Raw genomic sequence first — 26,993 nt, 5'->3', positions numbered from 1 at the left:
TGCCCGGGCTGCCGGCAGGAGTACGGGGTGGACCCGTCGGGGTGGGATGATCCACGGGTGTCGGACATCCCTGAGTTCAAGAGCGGCTTCGCCTCCTTCGTCGGTCGTCCCAACGCCGGCAAGTCCACGCTGACCAACGCCCTGGTCGGCACGAAGGTCGCGATCACGTCCTCGCGGCCGCAGACGACGCGAACGGCGGTGCGCGGCATCGTGCACCGGCTCGACGCGCAGCTGATCCTGGTGGACACCCCCGGGCTGCACAAGCCGCGCACGCTGCTCGGTGAGCGCCTCAACGACCTGGTCAAGACCACTTGGGCGGAGGTGGACATCGTCGCGGTCTGCTTCCCGGCCAACGAGAAGATCGGCCCCGGCGACCGGTTCATCGTCAACGAGCTGGCGAAGGTGGGCCGGACGACGAAGATGGCGATCGCCACCAAGACCGACCTTGCCACGCCCCAGCAGCTCGCGGAGCACCTGCTGGCCATCGACGCGCTCGGCCGGGACACCGGCACCGAGTGGGCCGAGATCGTGCCGGTCTCGGCGGTCTCGGGCGACCAGGTCCAGCTGCTGGCCGACCTGCTGGTCGCCCGGTTGCCCGCGGGCCCGCCGCTCTACCCCGACGGTGAGCTGACCGATGCCCCGGAGGAGACCATCGTCGCCGAGCTGATCCGCGAGGCTGCGCTCGAAGGGGTCCGCGACGAGCTGCCCCACTCCATCGCGGTGGTGGTCGAGGAGATGAGACTGCGTGAGGACCGGCCCGCGGACAGGCCGCTGCTCGACATCCACGCGAACCTGTTCGTGGAGCGCTCCTCGCAGAAGGGGATCGTGATCGGCCACCAGGGCAGCCGGCTGCGTCAGGTCGGCACCGACGCGCGGCGACAGATCGAGGCGCTGCTCGGCACCCCGGTCTACCTCGACCTGCACGTGAAGATCGCGAAGGACTGGCAGCGCGACCCCAAGCAGCTGCGCCGGCTCGGCTTCTGAGCCACGATCATCCAGTCATTCAGTCGGGGGCCCAGCAGTAGCCGTAGCGCCGTCCGGCCTCCCACTGGTCGCGGGTCGGCCACTCCCAGCCGTACTCGAAGGTCAGCGGGTCCCCGGCCCGGCTCCGCGCCAGCTCCTTGCAGGGTGCGTCGCCGGCCGCACTGACCTTCGACCGGCCCGGGTAGCCGGCGGCGTCGGCGAGCGGGATCGTGCCGATCGCGCGCCACCGGTGCGGCTTCGAGCAGATCACCCGCTCGAAGCCCTTGTCGCCGGGGGCGGCGGTGCCGCACAGGCCGTACGGCGTCGCGCCGCCTCCGTCGAGGACCCCCCGCAGCCTGCGGGGCGGCGGCAGCGACGCCAGACCGCCCTCGGAGGCCAGCGCGACCACGTCGCAGCGGAACCACCGGGCTCCCTGGTCGCCCTGCTCGAGGGTCGGAGCGAACCAGACGTCGGTCAACCGGGACAGCCTGCGCGCCTCGGTCGTGCCGCCCAGGAACCGGGCCAGCTCCTCCCGGCAGGTGCTCTCGATCTGCTGCTGCACGTGGTCGGAGTCCACCGCGACCGAGTGCCCTTCGACCACCGTGTCGAAGCTGCCCACGTAGAAGGTCTGCGTGTCGTGCTTGCCGGAGCAGGGCACCGGCGAGCTGTCGTCGCTCGGCTCGGCCGCCTGCGCGAAGGTCAGCCGGTAGCAGGCGCCGTCCGGGGGAGCGGGGGGTGGCGTCTCCCCGGCCGCCGGGCTGCTCGACCCGCTGCCCGGGCTGGTGCCGTCGGAGGAGGTCGAGGTGACGTCGCTCGGGGCGCCGGCCGCGGTGCTCCCGGAGCCGGAGGGCCCGGACGACGACGTACAGCCGGCGAGCAGCACCGCGGCGACCAGGCTGGCGAGAACCGTCGACCGGGCGCTCATCGGTCGGTCCGGGCCCAGCAGATCGAGCGGCGGTTGCCGGCGTCCCACTCGACCCGGTCGAAGTAGCTGAAGCCGTAGTCGAAGTCGACCGGGTACCCGAGCCAGGCCCCGACCGAGTCGGAGCAGAACGCCCGGGTGCGGGCCTTGACCAGGTCGTCGCCGGGGTAGGGGTCCGCCGGCTCCCCGAGCACGATCGTGGTCACCGCCCGCCAGGTGTGGTCCTCGCTGCACGGGGTCGTCGGCGCGTCACCGACGGCGGCCCCGTCGGTGCAGGCCATCCACTGGTCGTCGGGCTTGCCCCGGAGCAGCCCCTTGGCGGTCTCCGGCAGGTCGAGCAGGCGCACCGACTGCTCGCCGCCGCCCACCACGTCGCAGCGCCACCACCGGGCGCCGGCGTCCCAGGCCGCGTCGCTGGGCCGGAACCAGGACCAGGTCACGGTGGAGCGCATCGTCACGCTCTCGTCGCCGCCGAGGAAGGCCTGGAACTTCCGCCGGCAGCCGTCGAAGAGGTGGGCGCCGAGGGCGGCGTCGTCGATCTCGTCGCCGGCGACCGAGCGGGGGAACCTGCCCACCGCGAACGTCTCGGCGGTGTGCCGGTCCGCGCAGTCGACCGGGTCGCTCTCGTCGGCGGCCCGGGCGATGTCGTCGGTCCCGAGGGCGCGGCACTGGCCGGGCTCGGGCGGCTGCGTGGACACCGGGTCCGCGCCGGGCCCGCCGGTGCACGCGGTGCAGGCGCCCAGCAGCGCCAGCAGGGGGACGAGCAGACGGGCGAGCACGGGGTGTTTCCTCGGAGACGCTGGGGGACGGGTCCGGTCAGATTACCTCCGGCGCCGGTCGCCCACCCCGGCTGCCGGGCGTACCGTCGAAGGCGTGCGAGACATCGACCGCAAGCACGCCTACTTCGCGCTGATGGGGACCTGCATCGGGCTGATCCTGCTGGCGTGGAACGTGGTCCGGTTCTGGTCGACGACGGCCGCGGTGGTGATGAGTGTGATCGCGGCGGTGATCCCGCCGGTCGCCGTGATCGTCGGCAACGCCGGCACGCTGCGCCGGCTGGAGAAGCCGCGGTCGTGGCCGCCCGGGCCGGGGCCGGACGGGTCGGGCCCCAACGGTTCGGGGCCGGACCGGCCTGGCCGGTAGCGGCGGCGGCCCGGCGTGGCGGCGCCGGGTCAGTCGGAGAGCAGCGCCGCGAGGGTGCCGCCGAGCTCGTACGCCGCCTGCCGCTGCGGCTCCTGGACGTCTCCGATCACGGACAGCACCTCGGCCGCCTGCCGCCAGCCGAGCGCTCCGACGATCGAGACCACCGCCCGCACCGCCCCCTCCGTGTCGTAGCGGCCGTGCACGTAGAGCCCGAACGGTCGACCCGCGGTGCGGGCGGACGAGCCCGCCGGGCCACCGGCGGACCCGTCGTCGGCCAGCGCGCCGCCGACCTGGAGGAACGTCGAGTCGAAGAAGTGCTTGAGCGCGCCGCTCATGTAGCCGAAGTTCGCCGGGGTGCCGAGCAGGTAGCCGTCGGCGGCCAGGACGTCGTCGGCGGTCGCCTCCAGCGCCGGCGGGACCACCACCTCGACGCCCTCGATGGCCTCGTCGTGCGCACCGCCGAGCACCGCGTCGAGCAGCGTCCGCATCGACCGGGTGGGGGAGTGGTGGACGACCAGCAGCCGGGACATGGCGACGAGAGTAGTCGGGGCTGCTCTCAGACGGCGCGGACCAGGTCGAGCTCGAGCCAGCGGGCCAGGTCCTCGATCTCGCGGGACACCGCCGCGGACACCGCGGCGGTGAAGGGCTCGTCCTCGTGGACGGCGTCGACGCGCAGGACGCCGGCCTTCCGGTCGGCGGTGGCGTCGAGCTTCCCGACCAGCCGGTCGCCGTACAGGATGGGCAGCGCGTAGTAGCCCCACCGCCGTTTCGCCGCCGGCTTGTACATCTCGAGCTGGTAGTCGAACTCGAAGAGCTCCGTCAGGCGCTTGCGGTCGTGCACCAGCCGGTCGAACGGCGAGAGCAGCGCGGCGCGACCTGTGAACGGCCGGTCCAGCCAGGACGGGTCGACCCGCCACTCGCCCTTCACCCCCTCCACGACGGCCGGCTCACCGGCCTCTCCGACGTCCACGGGCTCGACCGGGACCTCCGGGGCCCGGGCCCGGGCGATGCCCAGCGCCCGCAGCCGGCGCTCGTTGCGCCGCCGCAGCGCCTCGTCGGTCGGGACCACGGGGTGGTCGGGGTAGACCCGGTGCGCCAGGTCCCACAGCCGCTCGCGCCCCTTGCGTCCGGCGGTCGCCACCTCGCCGCGCTGCACGAGGAAGACCAGCAGCTTCTCGACGTTGCGGTTGTTGGTCCACCCGGTCGAGCCCCACGGGACCGCGCAGGTGTCCGGCAGCTCGCGCATCGTCAGCGGTCCTGACTCCTCGAGCCGCTCGAGGATGTCGCGGCGGCAACCGTCGTTGGCCGTGACCCAGTCGCGCCTGGCGTGCTGCCACTCCCGCAGCTCGCCCTGCCCGGGCCAGTGCGCCATCTCGGCGCGGTAGAGCGCCAGGTCCTCCGCGGGCCGGACCAGCGCGTTCAGCTCGATCAGCGTGCGTCGCTCGAGCGCGTCGCGCAGCTCGGCCGGGGAGTACGCCGGGCCGAGGCGGCTCCACACCACCAGGTCGGCGCTCGGCGTCACCGCGCTGATCGGGTCCAGCTGCAGCAGCGTGAGGTGGCGCACCAGACCCAGCAGGTCGGCGGGCCGCTCGGCGTCCAACAGCTGGGCCTGCACCGCGACGCGCCGCGCGTCGGCGCGGGAGAGCTGGTGGACCCCGGTCACCGCACGAGGATACGACGAGGGGCCCCCGGATCCCGGCGCCTCACAGGTCGCGCCGGTAGCCGACGTGCTCGGCGACCACCTGTGCGCCCAGCCGCTCGTTGACCGCGATCATGTGGTGGTTGCTGGTGGCGTTCCAGGTGTCGACGGCCCCCACCTCCGGGCGTTCCCGGCTGATCCAGCGCAACATGTCCGCCTTCATCAGCAGGCCGAGCCGGTGGCCACGGTGCGCCCGCACCACCGAGGTGTCCTCCTGGAAGGCGAGACCGGGGCCGAACTCGTCGACGCACAGCATGGACAGGCCGGCCCACTCACCGGTCGACCGGTGCACGGCCACCACCCGGTGCACGGTCTGCCGGCGGCCGGCCATCGCAGCGTCGTAGCGGCGCACCCGCTCGGCGTCGAACAGCGCGGGCTCCTCGTCCTCGTCGTCGGCGGGTGCGTCGTTGATCGCCTCGTGCAGGGTGGCCATCTGCTCGAGCTGCCCCGGCGGGGTGGGGCCGACGAGGTGCACCAGCTCGTAGTCCGCGGCATGGCCGGCCGCCTCGTCGTACAGGCGGTCCCAGAGGCCGTGCGGCGCCTCGTGCAGGTCGACCCGCCGTACGGCGTACCGCCCCGGCGTCGCGGTGAAGCCCCACCGCTCGAGGACGGCGATGCCGTCGCCGCCGGAGAAGGCGCCGGTGTAGAGCTTCGCGCGGCCCGCGTCCGTGGCCGCGCGCACGCCCTCCTCCAGCAGCGCCCGGCCGACGCCGTGGCCCCGCAGCTCCGGGTGGACGTTGCCGCGGAGATGGGCGCTGTCGGTGTTCTCCTGCGCGGGCAGCTCGAGGTCGAGGTGCCCGATGACCCGGTCGCCGACGGTGGCGACCCAGAGCCCGTCGACCGGGGTGCCGTCGCTCTGCAGCTGCCGCGACAGCAACGCCGCGGCACCGGACCGCGGCGGCATCCCCAGACCGGCTGCGGCACTCGAGGCGGTGAGCACCTCGGCGATGCCGTCAGCGGTGGCCAGGTCGAGCTCGAGCGGGTCGATACGCGTGATGAGGAGGTCCGAGAGGCTGGGCATGGCGGCATCCTGTCATCGACGCACGCGCCGGTTCACGTCCATTTCGCGGAAGCGGGATCGCCCCGTCCGACCCGCTGGCCTATGCTGGGACGGTCATGAGCGCGCGCAGCCTCCTCCTTGGGTGCCGTAGCGAGGTCTGAGAGCCGGACCCCTCGCTGCGGAGTCCGCCTGTTGCCCGGCGCCCCCTGGCCTCACCGCCGCAGACCCCTAACGAGGACCACCCCATGACCGATCAGTTCGCACCTTCGCCTGTCTTCCGGCCGCGCAACACCCAGCAGCCGAGCGGGATGCCGCACCAGCGCTACCGCGCCTTCCCGCCGATCGACCTCCCCGACCGCACCTGGCCGTCCCGGACCGTGGCCGCCACCCCGCGCTGGCTCTCCACCGACCTGCGGGACGGCAACCAGGCGCTGATCGACCCGATGAGCCCCGCCCGCAAGATGGCGATGTTCGAGCTGCTCGTCCGGATGGGCTACAAGGAGATCGAGGTCGGCTTCCCGAGCGCCAGCCAGACCGACTTCGACTTCGTCCGCCAGCTGGTCGAGGGCGACAAGATCCCCGACGACGTGACCATCTCGGTGCTGACCCAGGCGCGCGAAGACCTCATCGAGCGCACCGTGCAGTCGCTGGTCGGCACCGCCCACGCCAACCTGCACCTCTACAACGCCACCGCGCCGCTGTTCAGGCGCGTGGTGTTCGGGGTGGACAAGAACGAGTGCCGCTCGATCGCTGTGCGGGGGACCGAGATCGTCATGAAGTACGCCGAGGAGCTGCTCGGCGGCACCGACTTCGGCTACCAGTACTCCCCGGAGATCTTCACCGGCACCGAGCTGGACTTCGCCGTCGACGTCTGCGAGGCCGTCTCCGACGTCTGGCAGCCCGGCCCCGGTCGCGAGATCATCCTGAACCTCCCGGCGACCGTGGAGATGTCCACGCCGAACGTCTACGCCGACCAGATCGAGTGGTTCTCGCGTCAGCTCACCCGGCGCGAGCACAGCGTCATCTCGCTGCACCCGCACAACGACCGCGGTACGGCGGTCGCCGCCACCGAGCTGGCGCTGATGGCCGGTGCCGACCGGGTCGAGGGGTGCCTGTTCGGGCACGGCGAGCGCACCGGCAACGTCTGCCTGGTGACGCTGGGGATGAACCTGTTCAGCCAGGGGATCGACCCGCAGATCGACTTCTCCGACATCGACGAGGTCCGCCGCACCGTCGAGTACTGCACGCAGCTGCCGGTGCACCCGCGGCACCCCTACGCCGGCGACCTCGTCTACACCGCCTTCTCCGGGTCCCACCAGGACGCGATCAAGAAGGGTCTCGAGGCGCTCGAGCGGGCCGCCGACGAAGCCGGCCGGCCGGTCGGCGAGATGGACTGGGAGGCGCCGTACCTCCCGATCGACCCCAAGGACGTCGGTCGCTCCTACGAGGCGGTCATCCGGGTCAACAGCCAGTCGGGCAAGGGCGGCGTGGCCTACATCCTCAAGGCCGAGCACAAGCTCGAGCTGCCGCGCCGGCTGCAGATCGAGTTCAGCCGCGTGGTGCAGAAGCACACCGACGACTCCGGCACCGAGATGTCGCCCGACGACATCTGGGCCTCGTTCCGCTCGGAGTACCTCGACCGCGAGGCGCCGCTGAAGCTGAACTCCGTGCACACGTCCTCGGCGGCGGGGGAGAAGGACGCCCTCAACGTCAACGTGTACGTCGACGGCGAGCTCCGGTCCCTCGAAGGCACCGGCAACGGCCCGATCGCGGCCTTCGTGAGCGCGCTGAACCAGCTCACCGAGGACGAGCAGCTCCGGGACAACCCGATGTTCGCCGAGCGTGGCGACGTCCGGGTCCTCGACTACCACGAGCACGCGCTGTCCTCGGGCGGCGACGCGATCGCCGCGGCGTACGTCGAGTGCACGGTCGGCGACCAGCTGCTGTGGGGGGTCGGGCTGGACGCCAACATCGTCACCGCCTCGCTGAAGGCGGTCATCTCGGCGGTCAACCGCGCCTGACGCCGGGCCGCCCGGCCCGGCCCGACGGTGGTTCCGCGGACTGATACCTCGGGTTCCGGGCACTCCGGCGGGCACGATTGCGGCACCGCGTCGTCTAGGCTGCCGCAGCGGCCACCGGACACGTCCGTCCGGCGGCACAGCCAGAACGTTGCCTCACCTCAAGGAGAGATATGAACAAGCGCGACCTCGTGGAGAAGATCGCCGACAAGTCCAGCCTGAGCAACGCCGACGCAGAGCGCGCGCTCTCGGCGCTCGTGGAGGCCATCACCGAGTCGGTCGCCAACGGCGACAAGGTCACGGTCCCGGACTTCGGCACGTTCGAGAAGCGCGAGCGCAGTGCTCGCACCGGCCGCAACCCGCAGACCGGTGAGTCGATCGACATCGCCGCGACGTCGGTTCCGGGCTTCAAGGCAGGCACGGCGTTCAAGAAGCGCGTCGCCGGCTGAGCCTCGGTTGCTGCCGAGGATGCGCACCCCCGCGGGGACCGTGCGCATCCTCGGGCCCCGGCCCGGTGCTGCTCTCCGTCCGAGGCACTCAGGCCGAGAGCAGCTCCTGCCGGGCCGCCTTGTCGAGGTGGTGCCCCGTGGACAGGTGCAGGTTGCCCAGCCGCTTCAGGTCCTCGGCCCGGTTCTCACCGGAGGCCGAGTAGGACTTGTCGCAGTCGTCCATCGGGCAGTCCCAGCGGGCCGTGTCCGGCTCGTCCGGCACCACCTGCATCGCGGGAGACTCGGCGATGACTCGCTCGGGGTCCTCGCGCTGGGGCTCGTCCTCCTCGGGCTCCTGCTGTTCGGTCTCGTCGCCCGACTCGCCTTCCTGCTCGTCGCCCGACTCGCCTTCCTGCTCGTCTCCTGGCCCGCTCAGCGGAGCGTCCTGCTCGGGAAGCTCCTGCGCGAGGTCCTCGACGAGCTGCTTGAACGGGTCGTAATAGTCCCGCCGGCAGGCGGCGCACAGCGCCAGCACGCGCGGACCCTTGTCCTCGATGGCGACCGGCGGCAGCTCCTCTGCCTTCACCCGACGCCCTTGCTCCAGGTGCACGTCACAGAGCACCACCACAGTCCTGGCCACGTCCTCAGTCCTTCTTTCCGGCTCTCGACGGACAAGCGACCGACGGGAGTCCGTGCAGATGAGCCCGTGCCTCCTGCGGTCCGGCGACGGGCCCTCCCGGGGGTCTCGGGGACGGCCCGCTGCCTACGGAACGGTCGGTACCCGCCGGGCAAACCGGCTAATCAATTCCGGTCCCGAGTTTGACCGTGTCGTACCGGAATGACGCCGAATTCATGTATGCGCGCTGAGAGAGATATCGGGGCTTTGTCAGGGGTGGACGCCCTGCGGCAACGGCAGCCGGGGGACGCCGCCGAGCCTGCGGTGGAAGCGGACGTGCTCGGCGTGCGCGTCGAGCGCCTGCCACAGCGCGGCGTGCGCCGACCAGGGCAGCGGCTCGGCGCCGTCGCGCCAGGAGGGACCGAAGCCGATCCACACCGGCGTCCAGTCGGCGGCCACCGCCCAGTCCCCGCGGTGCTGCAGGAGCAGCCGGTGCCGGATCTGGAACGCCGTCCGCGGCCCGTCGGCGCAGATCGGCGCGGTGCTCACCGGCCACACCCGCAGGTCCAGGGCCATCAGCTCGAGCTCCACGTCGGCGAGCACGCGCGGCGCGACCAGCACTGTCGCGACGTTCTCGTGCGGGGCGCGTCTCACCTCGGCACGCTAACCCGGGCCGCGCTTTCTCGTCACCTGCTCCGCACGACCTGTGCAGATCAGGTCATCGCCGCGACCGCGCCAGGACCAGCCGCTCCACCTGCTCGGCAGCGCCGTCGCGCAGCGGCCGGATCTCGCCGGTCGCGACGAAGCCGGCGCGCTCGTAGACCTGTCGTGCCCGCGGGTTGCTCTGCGCGACGTCGAGGTGCAGCCGCAGCTGGTTGCGGTCCGCCCAGTCGGCCAGCCAGGCGAGGACCGCCGTACCCACGCCGGCACCGCGCAGCTCCGGCTCGGTCCACATCGCCACCACGTGCAGCCACCCCGGCAGGTCCCTGAAGCCGGCACCCATGCCGACCGTCCGGGAGCCGATCGTCGCCAGCACCGCGGGGCCGGCCACGCCGTCGAGCCGGCCCCGCCAGGCGGCCTCGGTGAAGGCGAGCTCGCGCTCGTAGGTCGAGCCGAAGGCGCCCGGGGACTCGCCCAGCGCCCGCAGCCGCAGCTCGCGCCACAGCGGCCAGTCCTCCCCGGTGGCCTCACGAATCTCCGGCGACGGGCTCATGCCGGCTCCCCGAGGCAGGCCGTGCCGACCCGGACGAACCCGACCCGCTCGTACACCCTTGCCACGGCGTCGTCCTGCGCGGAGAGGAACACCGTCGTGACGTCGCGGGCGTGCGCGTCCGCGACCAGCGCGGCGGTGAGCGCCGCGCCGACGCCCTGCCGGCGGGCCCGCCGGAGCACGGCGATGCCGGTGAGCTCGGTGGTGTCGCCGCGGGGCCCGTGGGAGCCGCCGCCCACCACCTCCCCGTGCTCGTCGTACGCCGCGGCCACCGCGAGCAGCCCCCGGCGCATCAGCTCGCGCTGGTGCTCCGCCGGCCGGGGCGACACCTCGTCGGTGCCGTCGAAGCCGGCGTGGACGGCCCCCTGGACCGTCGAGAGCGCCACGTCCTCGGGGCCGAGCAGCTCCACCCGCGCGGCCGGGGTGGAGGCCGTGATCGGGGCGGCCCCGGCCGGCAGCGCGAGCAGCGGGCACCGGGTCACCGCCAGTCCGGCTCCGTCCGCGGCGGCCGACAGCGACGGCGTGGTCTCCTCGACCCACTCGAAGGTCTCCGGGACGCCGAGCTCACGCTGCCGCTGCCGGACCCGGCGTACGTCGTCCGCGGTGGTCTCGCCGGTGAGGCCGAGGCGCGGCCGCGCGTAGTAGGGCCAGCCGTCCGTCGACGCGCGGAGGAACAGCGTGAACGGGCCGATCTCCTCGGTGGTCGCGGACGGACGCGGTGCGGCGTCGTAGTAGCGCTCCAGGACCGGCAGCACGTCGGACGGCGGGTGGGCGGTCATGGCGCGCAGCATCCCAGCCCGGGGACGCGGCCGCATCCGGGTTTCCGGGCGCCGGCCGCCCGTGCGCCGGCACCGCCGGGGCTCAGGCGCGGGGCTCGGCTGGCTCCAGCGCGGCCAGCGCCGCCCGGACGACCTCGTCGAGCCCGGGCGTGACGTCGACGACCACACCGGGCTCGTCGGCCTCCAGCGGCTCGAGGGTGTCCACCTGGGACTGCAGCAGCGAGGTCGGCATGAAGTGCTTGGTGCGCTGGGTCATCCGCTGCTCGAGCACCGCGAACGGGGCGTGCAGGTGCACGAAGAACATCTTCCCGCGAGGTACGCCGGTGCGCAGCACGTCCCGGTAGCCGCGCCGCAACGCCGAGCAGGTGAGCACCGTCGAGCGGCCGTCGGCGTACCGCTCGCCGACGAGCGCTGCCAGCGTCCGCAGCCACGGCATCCGGTCCTCGTCGGTGAGGGGCGTGCCGGCCGTCATCTTGTCGATGTTGACCTGGGGGTGGTGCGAGTCGCCCTCGACGAAGTCCAGCCCGAGCCGGTCCGCTATGCGTTCGCCGACCGAGGTCTTGCCGGTGCCGGAGACGCCCATGACCACGATCACCCGGGGATCGGAGGGGGCTCCCGGGTTCGTCGTCGGCTCGGCCTGGGGGGTCGCGGTCACTGCTGCTCCTGGGGGTGTGGGGGCCGGTGGCTAGGCTGCACGCCATGTCCACCGTGTACCGGGGCGTGCTCGCCGAGCTGGGTCCCCGGATCGTCGACGGCACCCTGCCGGTGGGGTCGAGGATCACGCTGGAGTGGCTCGGCGAGGAGTTCGGGGTGTCGCGGACGATCGCCCGCGAGGTCGTGCAGGTGCTGGTGTCGATGGGCCTGGTGGAGAGCCGCCGGCGCACCGGGATCCGCGTGCTGCCGCAGGAGCAGTGGGACGCCTTCGACCCGGCGGTGATCCGCTGGCGCCTCGACGGCCCGGCCCGGCGCGCTCACCTCGGCGAGCTCACGCAGCTGCGCGCCGCCGTGGAGCCGGCGGCGGCCGCGCTGGCCGCGGTGCGGGCCGACGACGCCACCCGGGCGGAGGTGGTGCGGCTCGCCGGCGAGCTCGAGACCACCGGCGCGGCGGGAGACCTGCGCACGTTCCTGGAGCACGACGTCGCCTTCCACCGGCTGCTGCTCAGCGCCTCCGGCAACGCGATGTTCGCCGCTCTCGGCGACGTGGTGGAGGAGGTCCTGCGGGGCCGGACCGATCATGACCTGATGCCGCCGACGCCGAAGCCGGAGGCCCGCCGGCTGCACGCGATGGTCGCGGACGCGGTGGCGCACGGTGAGGCGGAGGTGGCCCGCTCCGCGATGACCACGATCTGCCTCGAGGTGGTCAGCGGCATCGCGGAGCTGAGCCGTGAGCAGCTCGCCGGCCGGGACGAGCCGGGGGACGCGGCGGCGGGCTGAGCTGCCCGGCCGCCACGTCCCCGCGCGCTCTGCGTCACGCGACCGTCCAGAGCAACGAGGCGATCACGAACGCCGAGAGCCCCAGCGTGGTCTCCATGACCGTCCAGGTCTTCAGCGTGGTCTTCTCGTCCATCCCGAAGAACCGGCTGACCAGCCAGAACCCGGAGTCGTTGACGTGCGAGAGCACGGTGGCGCCGGCGGCGATCGCGACCACGAGCAGGGCCAGCTGGAAGTTGCCGTAGCCGGCCGAGGTGGCCTGCGCGGCGATGAGTCCGGCGGTGGTGGTCAGCGCGACCGTCGCCGAGCCCTGCGCCACCCGCAGGATCGTCGCGATCACGAAGGCCTGCAGCAGCAGCGGGAGGCCCAGGCCGGAGAGCGACGAGGTCAGCGACTCGCCGATGCCGCTCGCCCGCAGGATGCCGCCGAACATGCCGCCGGCGCCGGTGATCAGGATGATCGAGCAGATCGGCGCGAGCGCCTCGTCGAGGATCCGTCCGGTGTCCGCGAAGGAACGGCCGCGGCCGCCGAGCACGGCGATCGCGGCCAGCAGGGCGATGAGCAGGGCGATCGAGGTGGTGCCGACCAGCTGCACGTAGCCGACCCACCAGGCGTCGCCGTCGATCTGGCCGGAGGTGACCAGGGTGGTGACGATGGTGTTGCCGGCGATCAGCACCAGCGGGATCAGCAGCAGGCTCACGACCACGCCGAAGGAGGGCGCGGTGGTGGGCCGGGTCAGGGTCTGCACCGGTGCGGCCCCGGGAGCGGTCGTGCCCGGCCGCGGGGCGTCGGGGGAGGCGGTGCCCACGGCGGCGCCACCGGTGGCCGAGCCGTCAGCCGTGCCGGGCAGGTCGGCCGCGGTGGTGCCGGTGGTGTCGGCGCCGCCGTTGACCGGGCCGAACAGCAGGTCGGGCACCTCGACGTACACCCGGGCTCCGAGCACGCGGGAGAGCAGGTAGACGCCGACGTACCAGGAGACGATCGCGACCGGCAGGCCGACGAGCAGGATCGTGCCGATGTCGGCGTTCAGCGCGTCACCGGCGGCCACCGGGCCGGGGTGCGGCGGCACGAGGGCGTGCATCGCGGCGAAGGCGCCCGCGGCCGGCAGCGCGTAGTAGAGCACCGAGCCGCCGAAGCGGCGGGCCACGGTGAGGATGATCGGCAGGAACACGACCAGGCCGGCGTCGAAGAAGATCGGGAAGCCGAAGAACAGCGCGGCGACGCCGAGGGCGAGCGGCGCGCGGCGCTCACCGAACCGGTTGATCAAGGTGTCGGCGAGCACCTGGGCGCCACCGGTCACCTCCAGCAGCCGGCCGAGCATCACGCCGAAGCCGACCAGCAGGGCGACCGAGCCGAGGGTGCCGCCGAAGCCGGCCAGCAGGGCTGCCGGGATCTCCGGGACGGGGATGCCTGCGGCGACCGCGGTCAGCACGCTGACCAGGACCAGCGAGACGAAGGCGTGCAGGCGCACCTTGATGATGAGGAACAGCAGCACCGCGACGGCCACGGCTGCGATGAGCAGCAGCGTGGTCGTGCCGTACGCCGGTTGGATCGGGTCCACGAGATCTCCAGTGAGGTGACGGGCGTTACAGGGACCGGTCTACTGTGCGGCAAAGGTATTACCTTTGGCAAGACCGCGCCGCGAGGTTACCGACGCGTAACCGCTGGTCTACGCTCGGAGGACCCGCTTGGAAGGAGCGCGCGCGTGGCCACTCTCGTCTCGGAACGCGTCGGTCAGTTCTTCATCGACCACGACCGCCTGGAGTACACCGAGTACGGCGCCGGCGACCGGTGGGTCGTGCTGGTGCACGGCCAGCTGATGCCGCGGCGGATGCACCAGCCGCTGGCCCGGGCGATCGCCGCCGAAGGGTTCCACGTGGTCACCCTCGACCTGCTCGGGCACGGCCGGTCCGACCGGCCGCTGGACCCGAAGGAGTACTCGATGACCGCCTTCGGCGAGCAGGTCCTCGCGCTCCTGGACCACCTCGGCGCGGACCAGGCAGTCATCGGCGGTACGTCGTTGGGCTCCAACGTCGCGCTGGAGGTCGCCGACGCGGCGCCGGAGCGGGTCCGCGGCCTGCTGCTGGAGATGCCGGTGCTCGACAACGCGCTGGAGGCCGGGCTGATCGCGTTCGGGCCGCTGATGTTCGCAGCCCGGTTCGTGCCGGTCTCGGTGACCGCGCTGCGGGTGCTCACCCGGGCGGTGCCGCGTGGCCTGGTCCCGTTCTGGGGCGGCATCGTCCTGGACACCCTGGGCCAGCAGCCGGCGCCGATGGCGGCCGCGATCCACGGGATCTTCTTCGGCCGGTTCGCGCCGCCGAGTCGCCGCCGCCGGCTCATCGAGGCGCCGGCGCTGGTGGTCGGTCACCCGCGCGACCCGATCCACCCCGCCGCCGACGCGGCGATGCTGGCCGAGGAGATGCCGAACGCCCGGTTCGTGGCGGCCCGGGGCATCCTCGAGTGGCGGCTGCGCCCCGAGCGGCTGACCAACGAGGCGGTCGACTTCGTCACCGGTTGCTGGGCCGATCCGCGGTCCCGGCGCGCCGCCGGGTCCTGAGGCGCCGGCGCAGCCACCCGCGGGGGACAATGGGGTCGTGGCGCTCTACCGGGACGAGGCAGTCGTGCTCCGCACCCAGAAGCTGGGCGAGGCGGACCGGATCGTCACCCTGCTCACCCGCGGCAACGGCCGGGTCCGCGCCGTCGCCAAGGGGGTCCGCCGGACCAGCTCCCGGTTCGGCTCCCGGCTCGAGCCCTTCACCCATGTCGACCTCCAGCTCGCCGAGGGCCGCTCGCTCGACGTGGTGACCCAGGCCGAGACGCTCTACCCCTACGGCGCCCGGGTCGGCTCCGACTACGAGCGCTACACCGCCGGCACCGTGATGCTCGAGACCGCGGAGCGGCTGGTCGTGGAGGACAAGGAGCCTGCCCTGCAGCAGTTCCTGCTGCTCGTCGGCGCGCTCCGGGCGATGTGCGAGACCGGCCGGCCGCCCGGCCAGGTGCTCGACTCGTTCCTGCTGCGGTCGCTGGCCGTGGCCGGCTACGCCCCGTCGTTCGACGGCTGCGCCCGCTGCGGCCTCGAGGGGCCGCACCGCGCGTTCAGCCCGGCGGCCGGCGGGATGCTGTGCAGCACCTGCCGGGTGCCCGGCACCGCCAGCCCGGCCCGGGAGACGGTGCTGCTGCTCGGGGCGCTGCTGGCGGGGGACTGGGAGGTCGTCGGGACCAGCGAGCCCCGGCACCGCAAGGAGGCCACGTCGCTGGTGGCGGCGTACCTGTCCTGGCACATCGAGCGCGGGCTGAAGTCGATGGCGCACGTGGAGCGCTGAGAGCTCCCCGGCCGGGTCCGGCAGGCTCAGCGGCCGTCCATGAGCGCGTCGGCGGAGGAGTTGAACTGCTCGAGCAGTCGGCCGAACTCCTCGCGGTCGGTCTGCGACCACGAGGACATGATCTGCTCCATCCGCGAGCGCCGGTGCGCCCGGGTGCGGGTCAGCGCCTCGCGGCCCTCCGGGGTCAGGTCCAGGATGGCGGCGCGCCGGTCGGTCGCGTCCGGCGTACGGGCGGCCAGTCCCGCGGTCTCCAGCGCCCGCACCTGCCGGGTGATCGTCGAGGGGTCCAGGCCGAACGCGGCGGCCAGCGAGCCGAGCCGCTGCGGGCCCTCGTCGGCGAGCTGGCACAGGATGCCGTAGGCCGAGCGCTCGAGGTGCACCTCGCCGGAGGCGGTGGAGAGGTGGATACGCTGCACGCGGCGCAGCAGCACGGTCATCTGCTGCTCGATCTTCTGGTTGGCGCGATCCATCGCCCCTCCTCCCACTCGTCCACGGGTCCGGGAGGCACAGCATAGGGGCCCGGGCAGGAAGGCGGTCATCGTGGCACGACGTACCCACTCGCGGACGACGAAGCCGGCGCAGCCCGCGCGCGTCGCCGTGCGACCGCCGACCCCGCATCCCTCCGGTGCCCGGCCGCCCGCGATCCCGGCCGAGCTGGTGCCGCGGCACGTCGCGATCGTGATGGACGGCAACGGCCGCTGGGCCGAGCAGCGCGGCCTGCCTCGCACGGCCGGCCACGAGCAGGGCGAGCACTCGCTCTTCGACGTGGTGGAGGGGGCGATCGAGATCGGCGTGAAGGCGATCTCGGCCTACGCCTTCTCCACCGAGAACTGGTCGCGCAGCCCCGAGGAGGTCCGTTTCCTGATGGGCTTCAACCGCGACGTGATCCGCCGTCGCCGCGACGAGATGCACGAGCTCGGGGTGCGGGTCCGCTGGGCCGGCCGGACCCCGCGGCTGTGGCGCTCGGTGATCAAGGAGCTCCAGGTGGCCGAGGAGCTGACCCGCGACAACGACGTGCTCACCCTCACCATGTGCGTCAACTACGGCGGCCGCGCCGAGGTGGCCGACGCCGCCCGGTCCATCGCCCGGGAGGTGGCCGCCGGCCGGCTCGACCCCGACAAGGTCGACGAGAAGACCTTCGCCCGGCACCTCTACGTCCCCGAGCTGGCCGACGCCGACCTGGTCTGGCGGACCTCGGGGAGCAACGGCTGAGCAACTTCATGCTGTGGCAGGCCGCCTACTCCGAGCTGGTCTTCACCGACGTGCTGTGGCCCGACGTCGACCGGCGGCAGCTGTGGCAGGCGCTCGACCTCTACGCCCGGCGCGACCGCAGGTACGGCGGCGCCTGACCCGGCCGGTCCCGTACGGCGGGGGAACGAGCCGGGGCAAAGAAGGTCATCGCGGGGGATTCCCGCGAGCCGCGCGTTGTGGTGAAGTGACCCAGATCACCACAGGCGCAGAAAGGATCCTTGCCGATGAGTCCACGTCATGCCGTGCCCGCCATGGCCGCAGTGGCCGCCCTCGTGGCGGCCGGCGCGCAGTCCGCCACCGCCGAGCCGGCGAGACCGGGGGAGGGCGGCTTCCTCACCGCGGCGCCGTCGATGCTCGCCGGAGCGGCCGGGACGCAGGTCCGTCCCATCCTCACCGTCGGCGACACCGTCGGCGGCTACACGTTCGGCGCGCTCCCCGACGGGATCTCGCTCGCCCGCGTCAACGGCCGCGGCACGGTCGACGTGCTGCTCAACCACGAGACCTCCAAGGTCCCGTTCCCGGCCACCCGGGCCGACTACGCCAACGCGATGCTCTCCGAGCTGCGGCTCAAGCAGGACGGCGCCGGGGTCACCCGCGGCGAGTACGTCATCCCGTCGTCGGCGGGCTACCAGCGGTTCTGCTCCAACTTCCTGGCCGGAGCGGCGGAGGGCTTCGACCGGCCGACGCTGTTCACGGTGGAGGAGGCGCGCGACGTCGTGCTCCGGCAGGAGGAGTCGTGGCGACCCGGCCTCACCGTCGACACCCCGGGGGCCGAGCAGGCGGGCGTCGTCGTCGCCTACGACCCGCAGTCCGGCGACTACCGGACGATCTACGGCATGGGCCGGCACAACCACGAGAACGCCCTGGCCATGCGGGGCTACGGCCATCCCGTGGTGCTGTCCGGCGACGACACCTTCGACGCGCCCGCCTCGCAGCTGTACCTCTACACCGCCGACAGCGGCCAGGACGTCTGGCAGGACAAGGGGGTGCTCTGGGCGTTCCGCTCCGACGACCCGGCCGTGAACGACTACGGCGACCTCACCGCCGGGGACCGGGTCTCCGGTTCGTTCCTCCAGGTGCCCCGGGCGATCGCGACCGGCAAGAACGCCGACGGCTCCGAGGTCCAGGCCGCCGACTTCGGCTACGCCCCGCCGCCGAGCCCGGCGATCCCCGACGGCCCACAGTGGGTGCTCGAGCAGTGGAGCAACCAGCACAACGCCTTCCAGTTCATCCGGATCGAGGACCTGGCCTACGACCGCAGCGACGACCGGGTCCTCTACTTCGCCGACACCGGGGAGCCGCGGGCGGTCCCCGACGCCACCACCGGCCGGCTCCAGCGCGGCAGCTCCAGCACCCGGGGCGAGTTCATGAACGGGCGGATCTTCAAGATGACGCTGGGTGAGGACCCGACGCAGGGCGCGAGCCTGGAGATCCTGGCCGACTTCGACGCCGGCGGCTACAACAACCCCGCCGAGGTGCACCAGCCCGACAACGTGGAGACCACCGCGGACGCGATCTACGTGACCGAGGACCCGGGCAGCCACAACAAGGGCGTCACCAACGCCCGGGTCTGGCGCATCGACCTGGCCACCGGGGCGCGCACCGTGGTCGCCGAGATCGACCAGTCCTCCGCCCCCGTCACCCTGCCCAAGGGGGAGTGGGAGACCTCGGGGATCGTCGACGCGTCGTCGGTGTTCGGCGAGGGCGCCTTCCTCATCAACGTCCAGGCGCACGGGTGGGACGAGCAGGTCGGCGAGCCGGCGTACCCGGGCGGCCCGACGCCGTACCGCGAGAAGGGGCAGCTGCTGCTGATGCGGGTGCCGAACCCGTAGCAAGGAGCCAGCCGTGGCTGGGTGCTCCGGACTGCTCCGGAGCACTCAGCAGGCGGGGCAGGTCCCGAAGATCTCCAGGGTGTGGCTGATCTCGCGGAAGCCGTGCTCCCCGGCCACCGCGTCGGCCCACCGCTCGACGGTGGGACCCTCCACCTCCACGGTCCGTCCGCAGGTCCGGCAGACCAGGTGGTGGTGGTGCCGGCCCGAGCAGCGGCGGTAGAGCGCCTCGCCCTCCTCGGTGCGCAGCATGTCCACCTCGCCACCCTCGGCGAGTGCCTGCAGGGTGCGGTAGACCGTGGAGAGGCCGACGTTCTCGCCGGCCTGGCGCAGCAGGTCGTGGATGTCCTGGGCGCTGCGGAAGTCGTCGAAGGACTGCATCACCGCTGCGACCGCGCGCCGCTGCCGGGTCGGCCGGGTGCCCTCCGGCAGCTTCGGGTCAGTGCTCGTCATAGTGGCTCCCGTGGGGTGCGTGCCGGTGCCCGTCGTGGACGTAGTCGACGTGGTCGCCGTGCGGGACGGCGTGGTGCCCGCAGGTGGGGCTGTGCTCGTGCCCGTGCTCCTCCGGTACGGCGGTGTGGTCGGCGCCCAGCGCGTAGCCGTAGTCGCCGACCTCGAACGGGGCCCGCAGCCGCTCCCGCCGCCGCAGCAGCATCCCGACCGGGTAGGCGGCGGCGAAGCCGGCCAGGGCCAGCAGCACGATCGTCGGCCCCGTCTGAGCGAAGGTGACGAACGCCGAGATCGTCACGCCGCCCAGCGCGGAGGCGGCGCCAAGGATCATCGCCAGCACCAGCGTGACCCGGAAGCCGCGGGTGAACTGCTGGGCGGTCGCCACCGGGATCACCATCAGCGCGCTGACCAGCAGCAGCCCGACGGTGCGCATCGCCACCGTCACGGTCACCGCGGCCATCACTGCGACCAGCACGTTGTAGAAGCGGACGTTGAGCCCGGCCACCTGGGCGAACTCCTGGTCCTGCGCGACCCCGAACAGCTGGGGGGCCAGGCCCACTCCGACGACCAGGACCACGACGGCCAGCGCGATGGTCATCCACACCTCGCCCTCGGAGATCGTGCCGATCGAACCGAACAGGAAGCGGTTGAGCACCGCCGCGCTCTCGTTGGCGAGCCCGGTCAGCAGCAGGCCGCCGGCGATGCCGCCGTAGAAGAGCAGCGCCAGCGCGACGTCGCCGCTGGTGCGGCCGCGCTCGCGGATCACCTCGATCAGCACCGCGCCGAGGACCGCGACGACCACGGCGGTGAGCAGCGGCGAGGTGCCGGTCAGCAGGCCGAGGGCGACGCCGGTGACCGCCAGGTGCCCGATCCCGTCGCCCATCAGCGCCAGCCGACGTTGCACGAGGTAGGTGCCGACCGCCGGCGCCGCCAGACCGGTGAAGAGCGCCCCGAGCAGCGCCCGGATCATGAAGTCGTAGGCGAAGAGGCTCACTGCGCCGCCCTCCGGTCGGGACCGGCCTGGTCGAGCGGGGAGGAGACCGCCGGGGTGCGGTCCGCGGCGCGACCGGGCACCGGGTCGTCGTGGTGGTGGTGCCCGTGCGCCCACGGGCCGGTCCCGGCCGTCCCGTCGACGTCGGTGAAGACCGCCACCGGCGACCCGTCGTAGCCGATCCGGCCCTCCCGCATCACCACGGCGCGGTCGATCAGGTCGGCCAGCGGGCCGAGCTCGTGGGCGACCAGGACGACGGTGGCGCCGCGGCCGACCAGCTCGTGCAGGGCGTCGGCGAAGACCTGCTGGGAGGCCACGTCGACCCCGGCGGTGGGCTCGTCGAGCACCAGCAGCTCCGGCTCACCGGCCAGCGCGCGGGCGATCAGGACCCGCTGCTGCTGGCCGCCGGACAGCGTCGAGACGCCGTCGCGCAGCCGGTCCCCGAGCCCGACGGCCTCGACCGCGGCGGCGATCGCGGCCCGGTCGGCGCGGCGCAGCGGCAGGAACGGCGTACGACGGGAGAGCCGGCCGGCTGCGACGACCTCACCGACGGTCGCGGGCACGCCGGAGGTGGCGGTGGCCCGCTGCGGCACGAAGCCGATCCGCTGCCATTGCTGGAAGCGCGCGAGCGGCGTGCCCATCAGCCGGACCTCGCCGCGGCAGGTCGGCACCAGGCCGAGCAAGGTGCGGACCAGCGTGGACTTCCCGGAGCCGTTGGCGCCGAGCACCGCGACCACCTCGCCCGGCTGCACGGCGAGGTCGATGCCGCGGAGCACCGGGCGACCGCCGAGCTCGACGGCGACGTCACTCATCTCGATCATGGTCATCGGCAGTCGTTCGCCTTCCGGAGGGCGGCGAGGTTCGCGCGCATGAGGGACAGGTAGTCCTGGTCGGCGGTCTGGTCGCTGAGCCCCTCGATCGGGTCCAGCACCGCGGTTGCCAGGCCGAGCTCGTCGGCGAGGGTCTGCGCGAGCTCCGGGCTGGCCAGCGCCTCGGAGAAGACCGTGGTGATGCCCTTGGTCTCGATCAGGCCCGAGAGCTCGCGCAGGTGCGCCGGCGACGGCTCGGCGTCGGGGGAGAGGCCGTTGATCGCCACCGTGGTGAGGCCGTAGCGCTCGAGCGCGCCGAAGGCGTCGTGGCTGACCACCACCGTGTTGCGGGTGCAGTCGGCCAGCCCCTGCCGGTAGGCGCGGTCGAGCTTCTCCAGATCGGCGCGGAAGCCCTCGAGGTTCTTGGCGTAGTCGGCGGCGTGCGCGGGGTCGGCCTGGGTCAGCTGGTCGCTCACCGCCGCCGCGACGGCCGCCACCGCCACGGGGTCCAGCCACCAGTGCGGGTCGTCGCCGACGAGGGGCCTCGCCTGCTGGTCGGCGTCGACCACGTGCTCGGGGTCGGCCTGGTCGACGGCGTCGTCGACGGCCGCCTGCAGTCCTCGCGAGTAGACGACCACGTCGGCGCCGGCGACCCCGGCGATCTGGTGCAGCGTCAGCTCCAGGTCGTGTGGCTCGGTCCCCGGCCGGGTCAGGGTCTCCACGTCGGCGTGCTTGCCGGCGACCCGCTCCGCGACGTAGGCCAGCGGGTAGAACGAGGCGACGACGTCGGTGCGCCCGTCGTCCGCCTCCGCGCTGCAGCCCGCGAGGACCGGCCCGCCCACGAGGACGGCCGATGCGACCACGGCCAGGCCGCGCGAGATGTTCATGAGAATCATTCTCAACGCTTCTGACAACCGTTGTCAACCGCCGACCCGGCGCATCTGCACCCCAAAAAGCCGCCGAGTCGGCGCATCTGCAGGTCCCCACGCTGCAGATGCGCCGACTCGGCAGGGGTGAAGGCTGCAGATGCGCCGACTCGGCGGGTGGGTGGTGGTGGGGCCGGGGAGCCGTAGGGTGGCGCGGTGATCGTGGTGAACAGGTTCCGCGTCGAGGAGGCCACCGCCGGGACCTTCCGTGCCGAGGTGGAGCAGGCGCACGCGGCGCTGGCCGCGCGTCCGGGGTACGTCGACGGCGCGGTCGGCCGCAACGTCGACGACCCGACCCTGTGGGTGCTGACCACCCGGTGGAAGAACGTCGGCAGCTACCGGCGGGCCCTCTCGGCCTACGACGTCAAGGTCACCGCCGTCCCCCTGCTGTCCCGGGCGCTCGACGAGCCCTCGGCCTACGAGGTGCTCGGCGACGAGCCGCTCAACGAGAGCCGGCCGCGCACCCCGGAGGCGCCGATTCGAGATTGACGGCGGCCGATAGTCTGGGCGTTCGCCGTCAGCCAGCCGGCGCACCGACTCAGAGGAGCCGATCCCTTGTCCAGCAAGACCTCTTCCGCCATCGATGCCGTTGTCTCCCTCTGCAAGAGGCGGGGTTTCGTCTACCCGTGCGGCGAGATCTACGGCGGGACCCGGTCCGCCTGGGACTACGGCCCGCTCGGTGTCGAGCTCAAGGAGAACATCAAGCGTCAGTGGTGGCGCTCGATGGTGCAGTCGCGCGACGACGTCGTCGGCCTCGACTCCTCGGTGATCCTGCCGACCAAGGTCTGGGAGGCCTCCGGCCACCTCGGCGCGTTCGTCGACCCGCTGATCGAGTGCCAGTCCTGCCACAAGCGCTTCCGTCAGGACCACCTGCAGGAGTCCTATGCCGAGAAGCAGGCAGGCAAGGGCAACTCCGTCGATCCCGATGACGTCGACATGGCGCTCATCGCCTGTCCCAACTGCGGCACCAAGAACGCCTGGACCGAGCCGCGGATGTTCAACGGGCTGCTCAAGACGTTCCTCGGCCCGGTCGAGTCCGAGGAGGGCCTGCACTACCTCCGCCCGGAGACCGCCCAGGGCATCTTCATCAACTTCGCGAACGTGGTGAACTCCTCGCGTCGCAAGCCGCCGTTCGGCATCGGCCAGATCGGCAAGTCGTTCCGCAACGAGATCACCCCGGGCAACTTCATCTTCCGCACCCGCGAGTTCGAGCAGATGGAGATGGAGTTCTTCGTCAAGCCGGGTGAGGACGAGAGCTGGCACCAGACCTGGATCGACCTGCGCACCGACTGGTACGTCGACCTCGGCATCAACCGCGACAACCTGCGCCACTTCGAGCACCCGCACGAGAAGCTGTCGCACTACGCGAAGCGCACCGTGGACATCGAGTACCGCTTCAACTTCCAGGGCTCGGAGTGGGGTGAGCTCGAGGGCATCGCGAACCGCACCGACTTCGACCTGACCACCCACGCGCAGCACTCCGGCCAGGATCTGAGCTACTTCGACCAGGCCAGCGGCGAGCGGTGGACCCCCTACGTCATCGAGCCGGCCGCCGGCGTCAACCGGTCGATGATGGCGTTCCTTGTGGACGCCTACGCCGAGGACGAGGCGCCCAACGCCAAGGGCGGCGTGGACAAGCGCACGCTGCTGCGCCTCGACCCGCGGCTGGCCCCGGTCAAGGTGGCCGTGCTGCCGCTCTCGCGCAACGCCGACCTGTCGCCGAAGGCCCAGGGGCTGGCCCGCGAGCTGCGAACCCTGTGGAACGTCGAATTCGACGACGCCGGCGCGATCGGGCGCCGCTACCGCCGCCAGGACGAGATCGGCACGCCGTACTGCGTCACCGTCGACTTCGACACCCTGGAGGACGACGCGGTCACGATCCGCGAGCGCGACACGATGAAGCAGGAGCGGATCGGCCTCACCCAGGTCAAGGGCTACGTCGCCGAGCGGCTGGCCGGCGCCTGAGGCACCGTTGGCGCGACGGCCGGGTCCTCACCGGGATCCGGCCCACCGACATGCACAATGACGAGGTGCCTGAGATGAAGAACCGCCGTTCCGCCCGGCCCGCGCTGCGATCCGCGGCGGTGCCGGCGCTGGCCCTCGCGCTGGCGGCGGGGCTCGCGGGCTGCTCGACCGACGACGCGGCGGAGCCCGCGGCCGGTACGTCGTCGGGCTCTCCGTCCGCGTCGACCTCGCCGACCACCGACGTGTCCGTGCCCGCCGGGGTCGAGCTGACCCCCCAGGGCGAGGACCTGTCGTTCGGCGACACCGCCACGGTGGCCTTCGAGCCGGACCAGAAGCGCAGCACCGTCCTGGACCTGACCGTGACCGGAGCCCGGCAGGGGACGCTGGACGACTTCAAGGGCTTCATCCTCGACGACCCTTACAAGAAGAAGGCGAACTACTACTACGTCGACGTCAAGGTGAAGAACGTCGGCGAAGGCGAGGTCGGCGGCCTGCCGGTGCCGCTGTGGGGCGTCAACGCCGACAACACGCTGCTGCCGGCGGTCAACTTCACCACCACCTTCAAGCCGTGCGCCTCCACGCCGCTGCCGAAGAAGTTCGGGCCGGGCCAGAAGGTGAGCACCTGCCTGGTCTACCTCTCGCCCGACCACGGCACGCTGGAGTCGCTGAGCTTCCGGCCGGACCAGGCCTTCGACCCGATCGAGTGGACCGGCAAGGTCGAGAAGGCCAAGGCCGACAAGCCCAAGAAGGCCGACCAGAAGAGCAAGCAGGCCAAGAAGAGCAAGAAGAACAAGAACGGCTGAGCGGGCGCGAGCACGGGGGATGATGAGGACTGCGAGGACCGGCGGCGGGCGTCGCCACCGCGTCGTGCTGCTCGCCGCCGCCGCGGTCGCACTGGTGCTGCTGGTCCCGTTCCTGCTGGGACGGCTGGCCCCCGACGACCCGCTGGGGGTCGCGGGAGCACCGCGCTTCGGCGAGTCCCGGCTCACCTGGGCGCAGGGCTCGACGATCCACTACGGCGAGCAGAGGCTGGACGTCGGCCCACGGGTGGTCCGGACGATGGTGCGCACGCCGTACGGCTTCTTCGTCGACCTCGCCCGGTCGCGCGGGCCCTACGCCGAGGCCACGATGGCGTTCTTCGACGGCAGCCGGACCGCCGAGGTGCCGGGGGACGTCTCGAGCGTCTCGGTCTCGCCCGACGGCCGGTACGCCGGGTGGGTGGACCGCGACGGCCCCTGGCGGCCAGCCGGCCGGATCGCGGAGATCGTCGTGGTGGACCTGGAGAGCGGCGCCGCGGTCGTCCGGGACCACGACCACATGGGCGGCGGCTTCGGGGACGACCTGACCGCCCGCTACAGCGAGCTGGAGCCGACCTTCCTCGGCTTCGACGCCGACGGGCTCGCCTACTGGCTCGACGCCGAGGGGCACGGCACCCGGTGGCGAGTGGACCCGGCGACCGGGGAGAAGGAGCTGGTCGAGCCCGACCCGGAGCGCCGCAAGGTCCAGCCCGAGCTGGGCGAGCCCTACAACCCCAGCCTCGGGCCGTGGACCTGGCTCGACCACGGCGCGGTGACCGACGACCAGTTCTCCGGCGACCGCGGCTTCCTCTCGCCCGACCGCCGGTTCGCGTTCGGCGGCAGCCGGCCCGGACGGATCCAGGTCACCGCCGCAGACACCGGGCGTCCGGTCCGGCTCGACCACGGGCACCGGTTCTCCTACTTCGCCGGCTGGCTCGGCGAGGACTCCTTCGCCGCTCTGGTCACCGACGACGTCGACCCCGTCTACGAGCTCGACGCCCGGGACACCTCCGTGGGCGTGCTGATGGAGTGCCGGCTGCCCACCGGCCGGTGCACGACGATCCGGCAGGTCGACGGGCTGCGCTCGCTGGTCCTCGGCACCGGAGAGCTCACCTTCGACTTCTGAGCGTCCCACCCGGGCGATTTGGGCGGCTGCTCGTGCCGCCGCCACAATGGGGCGGTGACCACGACCGCCGTACGCCCGCTGCCCCGGGAGCTCGTGCTGGGCGACCTGCGCGTGCAGACGCCGGTGGTGCTGGCGCCGATGGCCGGGGTCACCAACGCGGCGTACCGCCGACTCTGCCGCGAGCAGGGTGCGGGCCTCTACGTCTGCGAGATGATCACCTCGCGCGGCATCGTCGAGCGCGACGCGGTGACGATGTCGATGCTGGTCTTCGACGAGCTCGAGGACGTCCGCTCGGTCCAGCTCTACGGCACCGACCCGCGCTACGTCGCCAAGGCGGCCGAGATCCTCTGCGCGGAGCACGGCGTCGCGCACATCGACCTGAACTTCGGCTGCCCGGTGCCGAAGGTGACGCGCAAGGGCGGCGGGGGAGCGCTCCCGTGGAAGCGGAACCTGCTGGGCCAGATCCTCGACGCCGCGGTGGGCGCTGCGGCGCCGTACGGCGTCCCGGTGACGATGAAGACCCGCAAGGGCATCGACGCCGACCACCTGACCTACCTCGACGCCGGCCGGATCGCCGAGGAGAGCGGCTGCGCGGCGATCGCGCTGCACGGGCGCACCGTCGACCAGGCCTACTCCGGCGACGCGGACTGGAGCGCCATCGGCGAGCTCGTCGCCCACGTGGGCATCCCGGTGCTCGGCAACGGGGACATCTGGGAGGCCTCCGACGCGGTTCGCATGGTCCGCGAGACCGGGGCCGCGGGGGTCGTCGTCGGCCGCGGCTGCCTGGGCCGGCCCTGGCTGTTCCGCGACCTCGCAGCCGCGTTCGCCGGCGAGGAGTCCCGGGAGCCGCTGGCGCTGCCCTCGCTCGGCGAGGTGTCGGCGATGATGCGCCGGCACGCCGAGCTGCTCTGCCGGCACATGGGGGAGGAGCGCGGCTGCAAGGAGTTCCGCAAGCACGTGTCGTGGTACCTCAAGGGCTTCTCGGTCGGGGGTGAGCTGCGCCGGACGCTGGCGCTGGTGACCTCGCTGGCCGGGATCGACGAGCTGCTGGCCGGGCTGGACCCGGACGAGCCGTTCCCGGTGCAGGCGCTCGGCACCCCGCGGGGTCGGCAGGGCAGCCCCCGACGCGTCGTGCTCCCGCAGGGCTGGCTCGACGACACCGACGGCACCGGTTGCGTGGTGGACGAGGACCTGCACTCGGGCGGCTGAGCCGTCCCCGGGTCGAGTGACCTCCCCCACGCGTAGCCCGAACGGGCCATGCGAAACCACCCGAAACTGTCTGAACCGGATGTGACGGGCCCACGATCGGTATGTTTC

29 protein-coding genes and 1 pseudogene are annotated in these 26,993 nt (G+C 72.7%); 14 read left to right on the top strand and 16 right to left on the bottom strand.

Annotated features, from left to right (window positions below; genetic code table 11):
* Positions 1-57 precede the first annotated feature (57 nt).
* Positions 58-984 (top strand): GTPase Era, encoded by a 927-nt coding sequence (gene era / locus H9L09_RS02365; protein WP_425491709.1) that lies wholly within the window; start codon positions 58-60, stop codon positions 982-984.
* 19 nt (positions 985-1,003) lie between these two features.
* Here the strand turns inward: era and H9L09_RS02360 are convergent, their stop codons facing one another.
* Positions 1,004-1,888 carry a septum formation family protein gene (locus H9L09_RS02360; protein ID WP_187579178.1) on the bottom strand — a complete coding sequence of 295 codons (885 nt, stop codon included), beginning with the start codon at positions 1,886-1,888 and terminating at the stop codon, positions 1,004-1,006.
* On the bottom strand, positions 1,885-2,664 hold the full coding sequence (locus H9L09_RS02355) for a septum formation family protein (RefSeq protein ID WP_187579177.1): 780 nt from the start codon (positions 2,662-2,664) through the stop codon (positions 1,885-1,887). Before H9L09_RS02355 ends, H9L09_RS02360 begins: the two co-directional genes overlap by 4 nt.
* Positions 2,665-2,758: 94 nt before the next feature.
* Here H9L09_RS02355 and H9L09_RS02350 point away from each other — a divergent pair, with 94 nt between their 5' ends.
* Complete coding sequence (locus H9L09_RS02350; protein ID WP_223164410.1) at positions 2,759-3,028, top strand: DUF3099 domain-containing protein; 270 nt, start codon at positions 2,759-2,761, stop codon at positions 3,026-3,028.
* A 29-nt stretch (positions 3,029-3,057) separates the two neighbouring features.
* Here the strand turns inward: H9L09_RS02350 and H9L09_RS02345 are convergent, their stop codons facing one another.
* The 3 genes from H9L09_RS02345 to H9L09_RS02335 are packed head-to-tail and all read right to left on the bottom strand — an operon-like array spanning position 3,058 to position 5,748.
* The gene (locus H9L09_RS02345; protein ID WP_187579176.1) at positions 3,058-3,558 is read right to left on the bottom strand and encodes a flavodoxin family protein; all 501 of its coding nucleotides are present in this window, start codon (positions 3,556-3,558) and stop codon (positions 3,058-3,060) included.
* A gap of 26 nt (positions 3,559-3,584) precedes the next feature.
* On the bottom strand, positions 3,585-4,691 hold the full coding sequence (locus H9L09_RS02340) for a DNA glycosylase AlkZ-like family protein (protein ID WP_187579175.1): 1,107 nt from the start codon (positions 4,689-4,691) through the stop codon (positions 3,585-3,587).
* A 40-nt stretch (positions 4,692-4,731) separates the two neighbouring features.
* A complete protein-coding gene (locus H9L09_RS02335) occupies positions 4,732-5,748 on the bottom strand; it encodes a GNAT family N-acetyltransferase (RefSeq protein ID WP_187579174.1) in 1,017 nt (338 codons plus the stop codon).
* A 224-nt stretch (positions 5,749-5,972) separates the two neighbouring features.
* On the opposite strand from H9L09_RS02335, the gene leuA reads away from it, so the two are divergent.
* Both leuA and H9L09_RS02325 read left to right on the top strand, forming a co-directional pair.
* The gene (leuA, locus tag H9L09_RS02330) at positions 5,973-7,748 is read left to right on the top strand and encodes a 2-isopropylmalate synthase (RefSeq protein ID WP_187579173.1); all 1,776 of its coding nucleotides are present in this window, start codon (positions 5,973-5,975) and stop codon (positions 7,746-7,748) included.
* A 170-nt stretch (positions 7,749-7,918) separates the two neighbouring features.
* Positions 7,919-8,194 (top strand): HU family DNA-binding protein, encoded by a 276-nt coding sequence (locus H9L09_RS02325; RefSeq protein ID WP_187579172.1) that lies wholly within the window; start codon positions 7,919-7,921, stop codon positions 8,192-8,194.
* A gap of 88 nt (positions 8,195-8,282) precedes the next feature.
* Here H9L09_RS02325 and H9L09_RS02320 read toward each other — a convergent pair whose 3' ends face one another.
* The 5 genes from H9L09_RS02320 to H9L09_RS02300 all read right to left on the bottom strand — a co-directional run bounded on the left by H9L09_RS02320 (position 8,283) and on the right by H9L09_RS02300 (position 11,433).
* Positions 8,283-8,813, bottom strand: a complete 531-nt coding sequence (locus H9L09_RS02320) for a hypothetical protein (protein WP_187579171.1) — start codon at positions 8,811-8,813, stop codon at positions 8,283-8,285.
* 246 nt (positions 8,814-9,059) lie between these two features.
* Entirely contained in the window at positions 9,060-9,443 is a 384-nt protein-coding gene (locus tag H9L09_RS02315) for a hypothetical protein (RefSeq protein WP_187579170.1), read from the bottom strand.
* A gap of 64 nt (positions 9,444-9,507) precedes the next feature.
* Positions 9,508-10,002, bottom strand: a complete 495-nt coding sequence (locus tag H9L09_RS02310; protein WP_187579169.1) for a GNAT family N-acetyltransferase — start codon at positions 10,000-10,002, stop codon at positions 9,508-9,510.
* The gene (locus H9L09_RS02305; protein ID WP_223164183.1) at positions 9,999-10,778 is read right to left on the bottom strand and encodes a GNAT family N-acetyltransferase; all 780 of its coding nucleotides are present in this window, start codon (positions 10,776-10,778) and stop codon (positions 9,999-10,001) included. The genes H9L09_RS02310 and H9L09_RS02305 overlap by 4 nt, the downstream gene beginning before the upstream one ends.
* 82 nt (positions 10,779-10,860) lie before the next feature.
* Positions 10,861-11,433 (bottom strand): gluconokinase, encoded by a 573-nt coding sequence (locus H9L09_RS02300; protein ID WP_246456213.1) that lies wholly within the window; start codon positions 11,431-11,433, stop codon positions 10,861-10,863.
* Between the two features lie 44 nt (positions 11,434-11,477).
* Between H9L09_RS02300 and H9L09_RS02295 the strand changes: the two genes are divergently transcribed.
* The gene (locus H9L09_RS02295; RefSeq protein WP_187579167.1) at positions 11,478-12,212 is read left to right on the top strand and encodes a FadR/GntR family transcriptional regulator; all 735 of its coding nucleotides are present in this window, start codon (positions 11,478-11,480) and stop codon (positions 12,210-12,212) included.
* Positions 12,213-12,246: 34 nt separating this feature from the next.
* Here H9L09_RS02295 and H9L09_RS02290 read toward each other — a convergent pair whose 3' ends face one another.
* Positions 12,247-13,770, bottom strand: coding sequence for a GntP family permease (locus H9L09_RS02290; protein ID WP_187579166.1), 1,524 nt, complete (start codon positions 13,768-13,770; stop codon positions 12,247-12,249).
* Between the two features lie 144 nt (positions 13,771-13,914).
* Between H9L09_RS02290 and H9L09_RS02285 the strand changes: the two genes are divergently transcribed.
* Both H9L09_RS02285 and recO read left to right on the top strand, forming a co-directional pair.
* Complete coding sequence (locus H9L09_RS02285) at positions 13,915-14,766, top strand: alpha/beta fold hydrolase (RefSeq protein ID WP_246456212.1); 852 nt, start codon at positions 13,915-13,917, stop codon at positions 14,764-14,766.
* Positions 14,767-14,803: 37 nt separating this feature from the next.
* Positions 14,804-15,532, top strand: coding sequence for a DNA repair protein RecO (gene recO, locus H9L09_RS02280; protein ID WP_187579165.1), 729 nt, complete (start codon positions 14,804-14,806; stop codon positions 15,530-15,532).
* A 26-nt stretch (positions 15,533-15,558) separates the two neighbouring features.
* On the opposite strand, the gene H9L09_RS02275 is transcribed toward recO, so the two are convergent.
* Positions 15,559-16,002 carry a MarR family winged helix-turn-helix transcriptional regulator gene (locus H9L09_RS02275; RefSeq protein WP_187579164.1) on the bottom strand — a complete coding sequence of 148 codons (444 nt, stop codon included), beginning with the start codon at positions 16,000-16,002 and terminating at the stop codon, positions 15,559-15,561.
* Between the two features lie 211 nt (positions 16,003-16,213).
* On the opposite strand from H9L09_RS02275, the pseudogene uppS reads away from it, so the two are divergent.
* A pseudogene (gene uppS, locus H9L09_RS02270) lies at positions 16,214-16,881 on the top strand (polyprenyl diphosphate synthase).
* Positions 16,882-17,007: 126 nt separating this feature from the next.
* Positions 17,008-18,615: a hypothetical protein gene (locus tag H9L09_RS02265; RefSeq protein ID WP_187579163.1), complete on the top strand. Its 1,608-nt coding sequence runs from the start codon at positions 17,008-17,010 to the stop codon at positions 18,613-18,615.
* A 45-nt stretch (positions 18,616-18,660) separates the two neighbouring features.
* Here the strand turns inward: H9L09_RS02265 and H9L09_RS02260 are convergent, their stop codons facing one another.
* Genes H9L09_RS02260 through H9L09_RS02245 form a run of 4 tightly spaced genes read right to left on the bottom strand, consistent with a single transcriptional unit; the run spans position 18,661 to position 21,749 of the window.
* Positions 18,661-19,065, bottom strand: coding sequence for a Fur family transcriptional regulator (locus tag H9L09_RS02260; protein WP_187579162.1), 405 nt, complete (start codon positions 19,063-19,065; stop codon positions 18,661-18,663).
* On the bottom strand, positions 19,052-20,056 hold the full coding sequence (locus H9L09_RS02255) for a metal ABC transporter permease (protein ID WP_246456210.1): 1,005 nt from the start codon (positions 20,054-20,056) through the stop codon (positions 19,052-19,054). The genes H9L09_RS02260 and H9L09_RS02255 overlap by 14 nt, the downstream gene beginning before the upstream one ends.
* The gene (locus H9L09_RS02250) at positions 20,053-20,865 is read right to left on the bottom strand and encodes a metal ABC transporter ATP-binding protein (protein ID WP_246456209.1); all 813 of its coding nucleotides are present in this window, start codon (positions 20,863-20,865) and stop codon (positions 20,053-20,055) included. The genes H9L09_RS02255 and H9L09_RS02250 overlap by 4 nt, the downstream gene beginning before the upstream one ends.
* An 11-nt stretch (positions 20,866-20,876) precedes the next feature.
* Positions 20,877-21,749 carry a metal ABC transporter substrate-binding protein gene (locus H9L09_RS02245; protein ID WP_187579161.1) on the bottom strand — a complete coding sequence of 291 codons (873 nt, stop codon included), beginning with the start codon at positions 21,747-21,749 and terminating at the stop codon, positions 20,877-20,879.
* Between the two features lie 195 nt (positions 21,750-21,944).
* Here H9L09_RS02245 and H9L09_RS02240 point away from each other — a divergent pair, with 195 nt between their 5' ends.
* The 5 genes from H9L09_RS02240 to dusB all read left to right on the top strand — a co-directional run bounded on the left by H9L09_RS02240 (position 21,945) and on the right by dusB (position 26,885).
* Positions 21,945-22,277: an antibiotic biosynthesis monooxygenase family protein gene (locus tag H9L09_RS02240; RefSeq protein ID WP_187579160.1), complete on the top strand. Its 333-nt coding sequence runs from the start codon at positions 21,945-21,947 to the stop codon at positions 22,275-22,277.
* Between the two features lie 66 nt (positions 22,278-22,343).
* Positions 22,344-23,753 (top strand): glycine--tRNA ligase, encoded by a 1,410-nt coding sequence (locus tag H9L09_RS02235; RefSeq protein ID WP_187579159.1) that lies wholly within the window; start codon positions 22,344-22,346, stop codon positions 23,751-23,753.
* 65 nt (positions 23,754-23,818) lie between these two features.
* Positions 23,819-24,556 carry a hypothetical protein gene (locus H9L09_RS02230; protein ID WP_187579158.1) on the top strand — a complete coding sequence of 246 codons (738 nt, stop codon included), beginning with the start codon at positions 23,819-23,821 and terminating at the stop codon, positions 24,554-24,556.
* 22 nt (positions 24,557-24,578) lie between these two features.
* Positions 24,579-25,676, top strand: a complete 1,098-nt coding sequence (locus tag H9L09_RS02225) for a hypothetical protein (protein ID WP_187579157.1) — start codon at positions 24,579-24,581, stop codon at positions 25,674-25,676.
* Positions 25,677-25,814: 138 nt separating this feature from the next.
* Positions 25,815-26,885, top strand: a complete 1,071-nt coding sequence (gene dusB / locus H9L09_RS02220; protein WP_187580614.1) for a tRNA dihydrouridine synthase DusB — start codon at positions 25,815-25,817, stop codon at positions 26,883-26,885.
* The last annotated feature ends 108 nt before the right edge of the window (positions 26,886-26,993 follow it).

Origin of the sequence: Nocardioides mesophilus, from assembly GCF_014395785.1 — a bacterium.
GTDB lineage: Bacteria > Actinomycetota > Actinomycetes > Propionibacteriales > Nocardioidaceae > Nocardioides_B > Nocardioides_B mesophilus.
This window is presented reverse-complemented; position numbering and strand designations above follow the sequence as displayed.

Excerpts from the sequence above, each read along its gene's own strand:
- H9L09_RS02360 (WP_187579178.1), bottom strand. The coding sequence starts at position 1,888 with ATGAGCGCCCGGTCGACGGTTCTCGCCAGCCTGGTCGCCGCGGTGCTG.
- H9L09_RS02345 (WP_187579176.1), bottom strand. The coding sequence starts at position 3,558 with ATGTCCCGGCTGCTGGTCGTCCACCACTCCCCCACCCGGTCGATGCGG.
- H9L09_RS02335 (WP_187579174.1), bottom strand. The coding sequence starts at position 5,748 with ATGCCCAGCCTCTCGGACCTCCTCATCACGCGTATCGACCCGCTCGAG.
- leuA (WP_187579173.1), top strand. The coding sequence starts at position 5,973 with ATGACCGATCAGTTCGCACCTTCGCCTGTCTTCCGGCCGCGCAACACC.
- H9L09_RS02325 (WP_187579172.1), top strand. The coding sequence starts at position 7,919 with ATGAACAAGCGCGACCTCGTGGAGAAGATCGCCGACAAGTCCAGCCTG.
- H9L09_RS02310 (WP_187579169.1), bottom strand. The coding sequence starts at position 10,002 with ATGAGCCCGTCGCCGGAGATTCGTGAGGCCACCGGGGAGGACTGGCCG.
- H9L09_RS02305 (WP_223164183.1), bottom strand. The coding sequence starts at position 10,778 with ATGACCGCCCACCCGCCGTCCGACGTGCTGCCGGTCCTGGAGCGCTAC.
- H9L09_RS02295 (WP_187579167.1), top strand. The coding sequence starts at position 11,478 with ATGTCCACCGTGTACCGGGGCGTGCTCGCCGAGCTGGGTCCCCGGATC.
- H9L09_RS02275 (WP_187579164.1), bottom strand. The coding sequence starts at position 16,002 with ATGGATCGCGCCAACCAGAAGATCGAGCAGCAGATGACCGTGCTGCTG.
- H9L09_RS02265 (WP_187579163.1), top strand. The coding sequence starts at position 17,008 with ATGAGTCCACGTCATGCCGTGCCCGCCATGGCCGCAGTGGCCGCCCTC.
- H9L09_RS02260 (WP_187579162.1), bottom strand. The coding sequence starts at position 19,065 with ATGACGAGCACTGACCCGAAGCTGCCGGAGGGCACCCGGCCGACCCGG.
- H9L09_RS02250 (WP_246456209.1), bottom strand. The coding sequence starts at position 20,865 with ATGAGTGACGTCGCCGTCGAGCTCGGCGGTCGCCCGGTGCTCCGCGGC.
- H9L09_RS02245 (WP_187579161.1), bottom strand. The coding sequence starts at position 21,749 with ATGAACATCTCGCGCGGCCTGGCCGTGGTCGCATCGGCCGTCCTCGTG.
- H9L09_RS02225 (WP_187579157.1), top strand. The coding sequence starts at position 24,579 with ATGAGGACTGCGAGGACCGGCGGCGGGCGTCGCCACCGCGTCGTGCTG.
- dusB (WP_187580614.1), top strand. The coding sequence starts at position 25,815 with ATGGCCGGGGTCACCAACGCGGCGTACCGCCGACTCTGCCGCGAGCAG.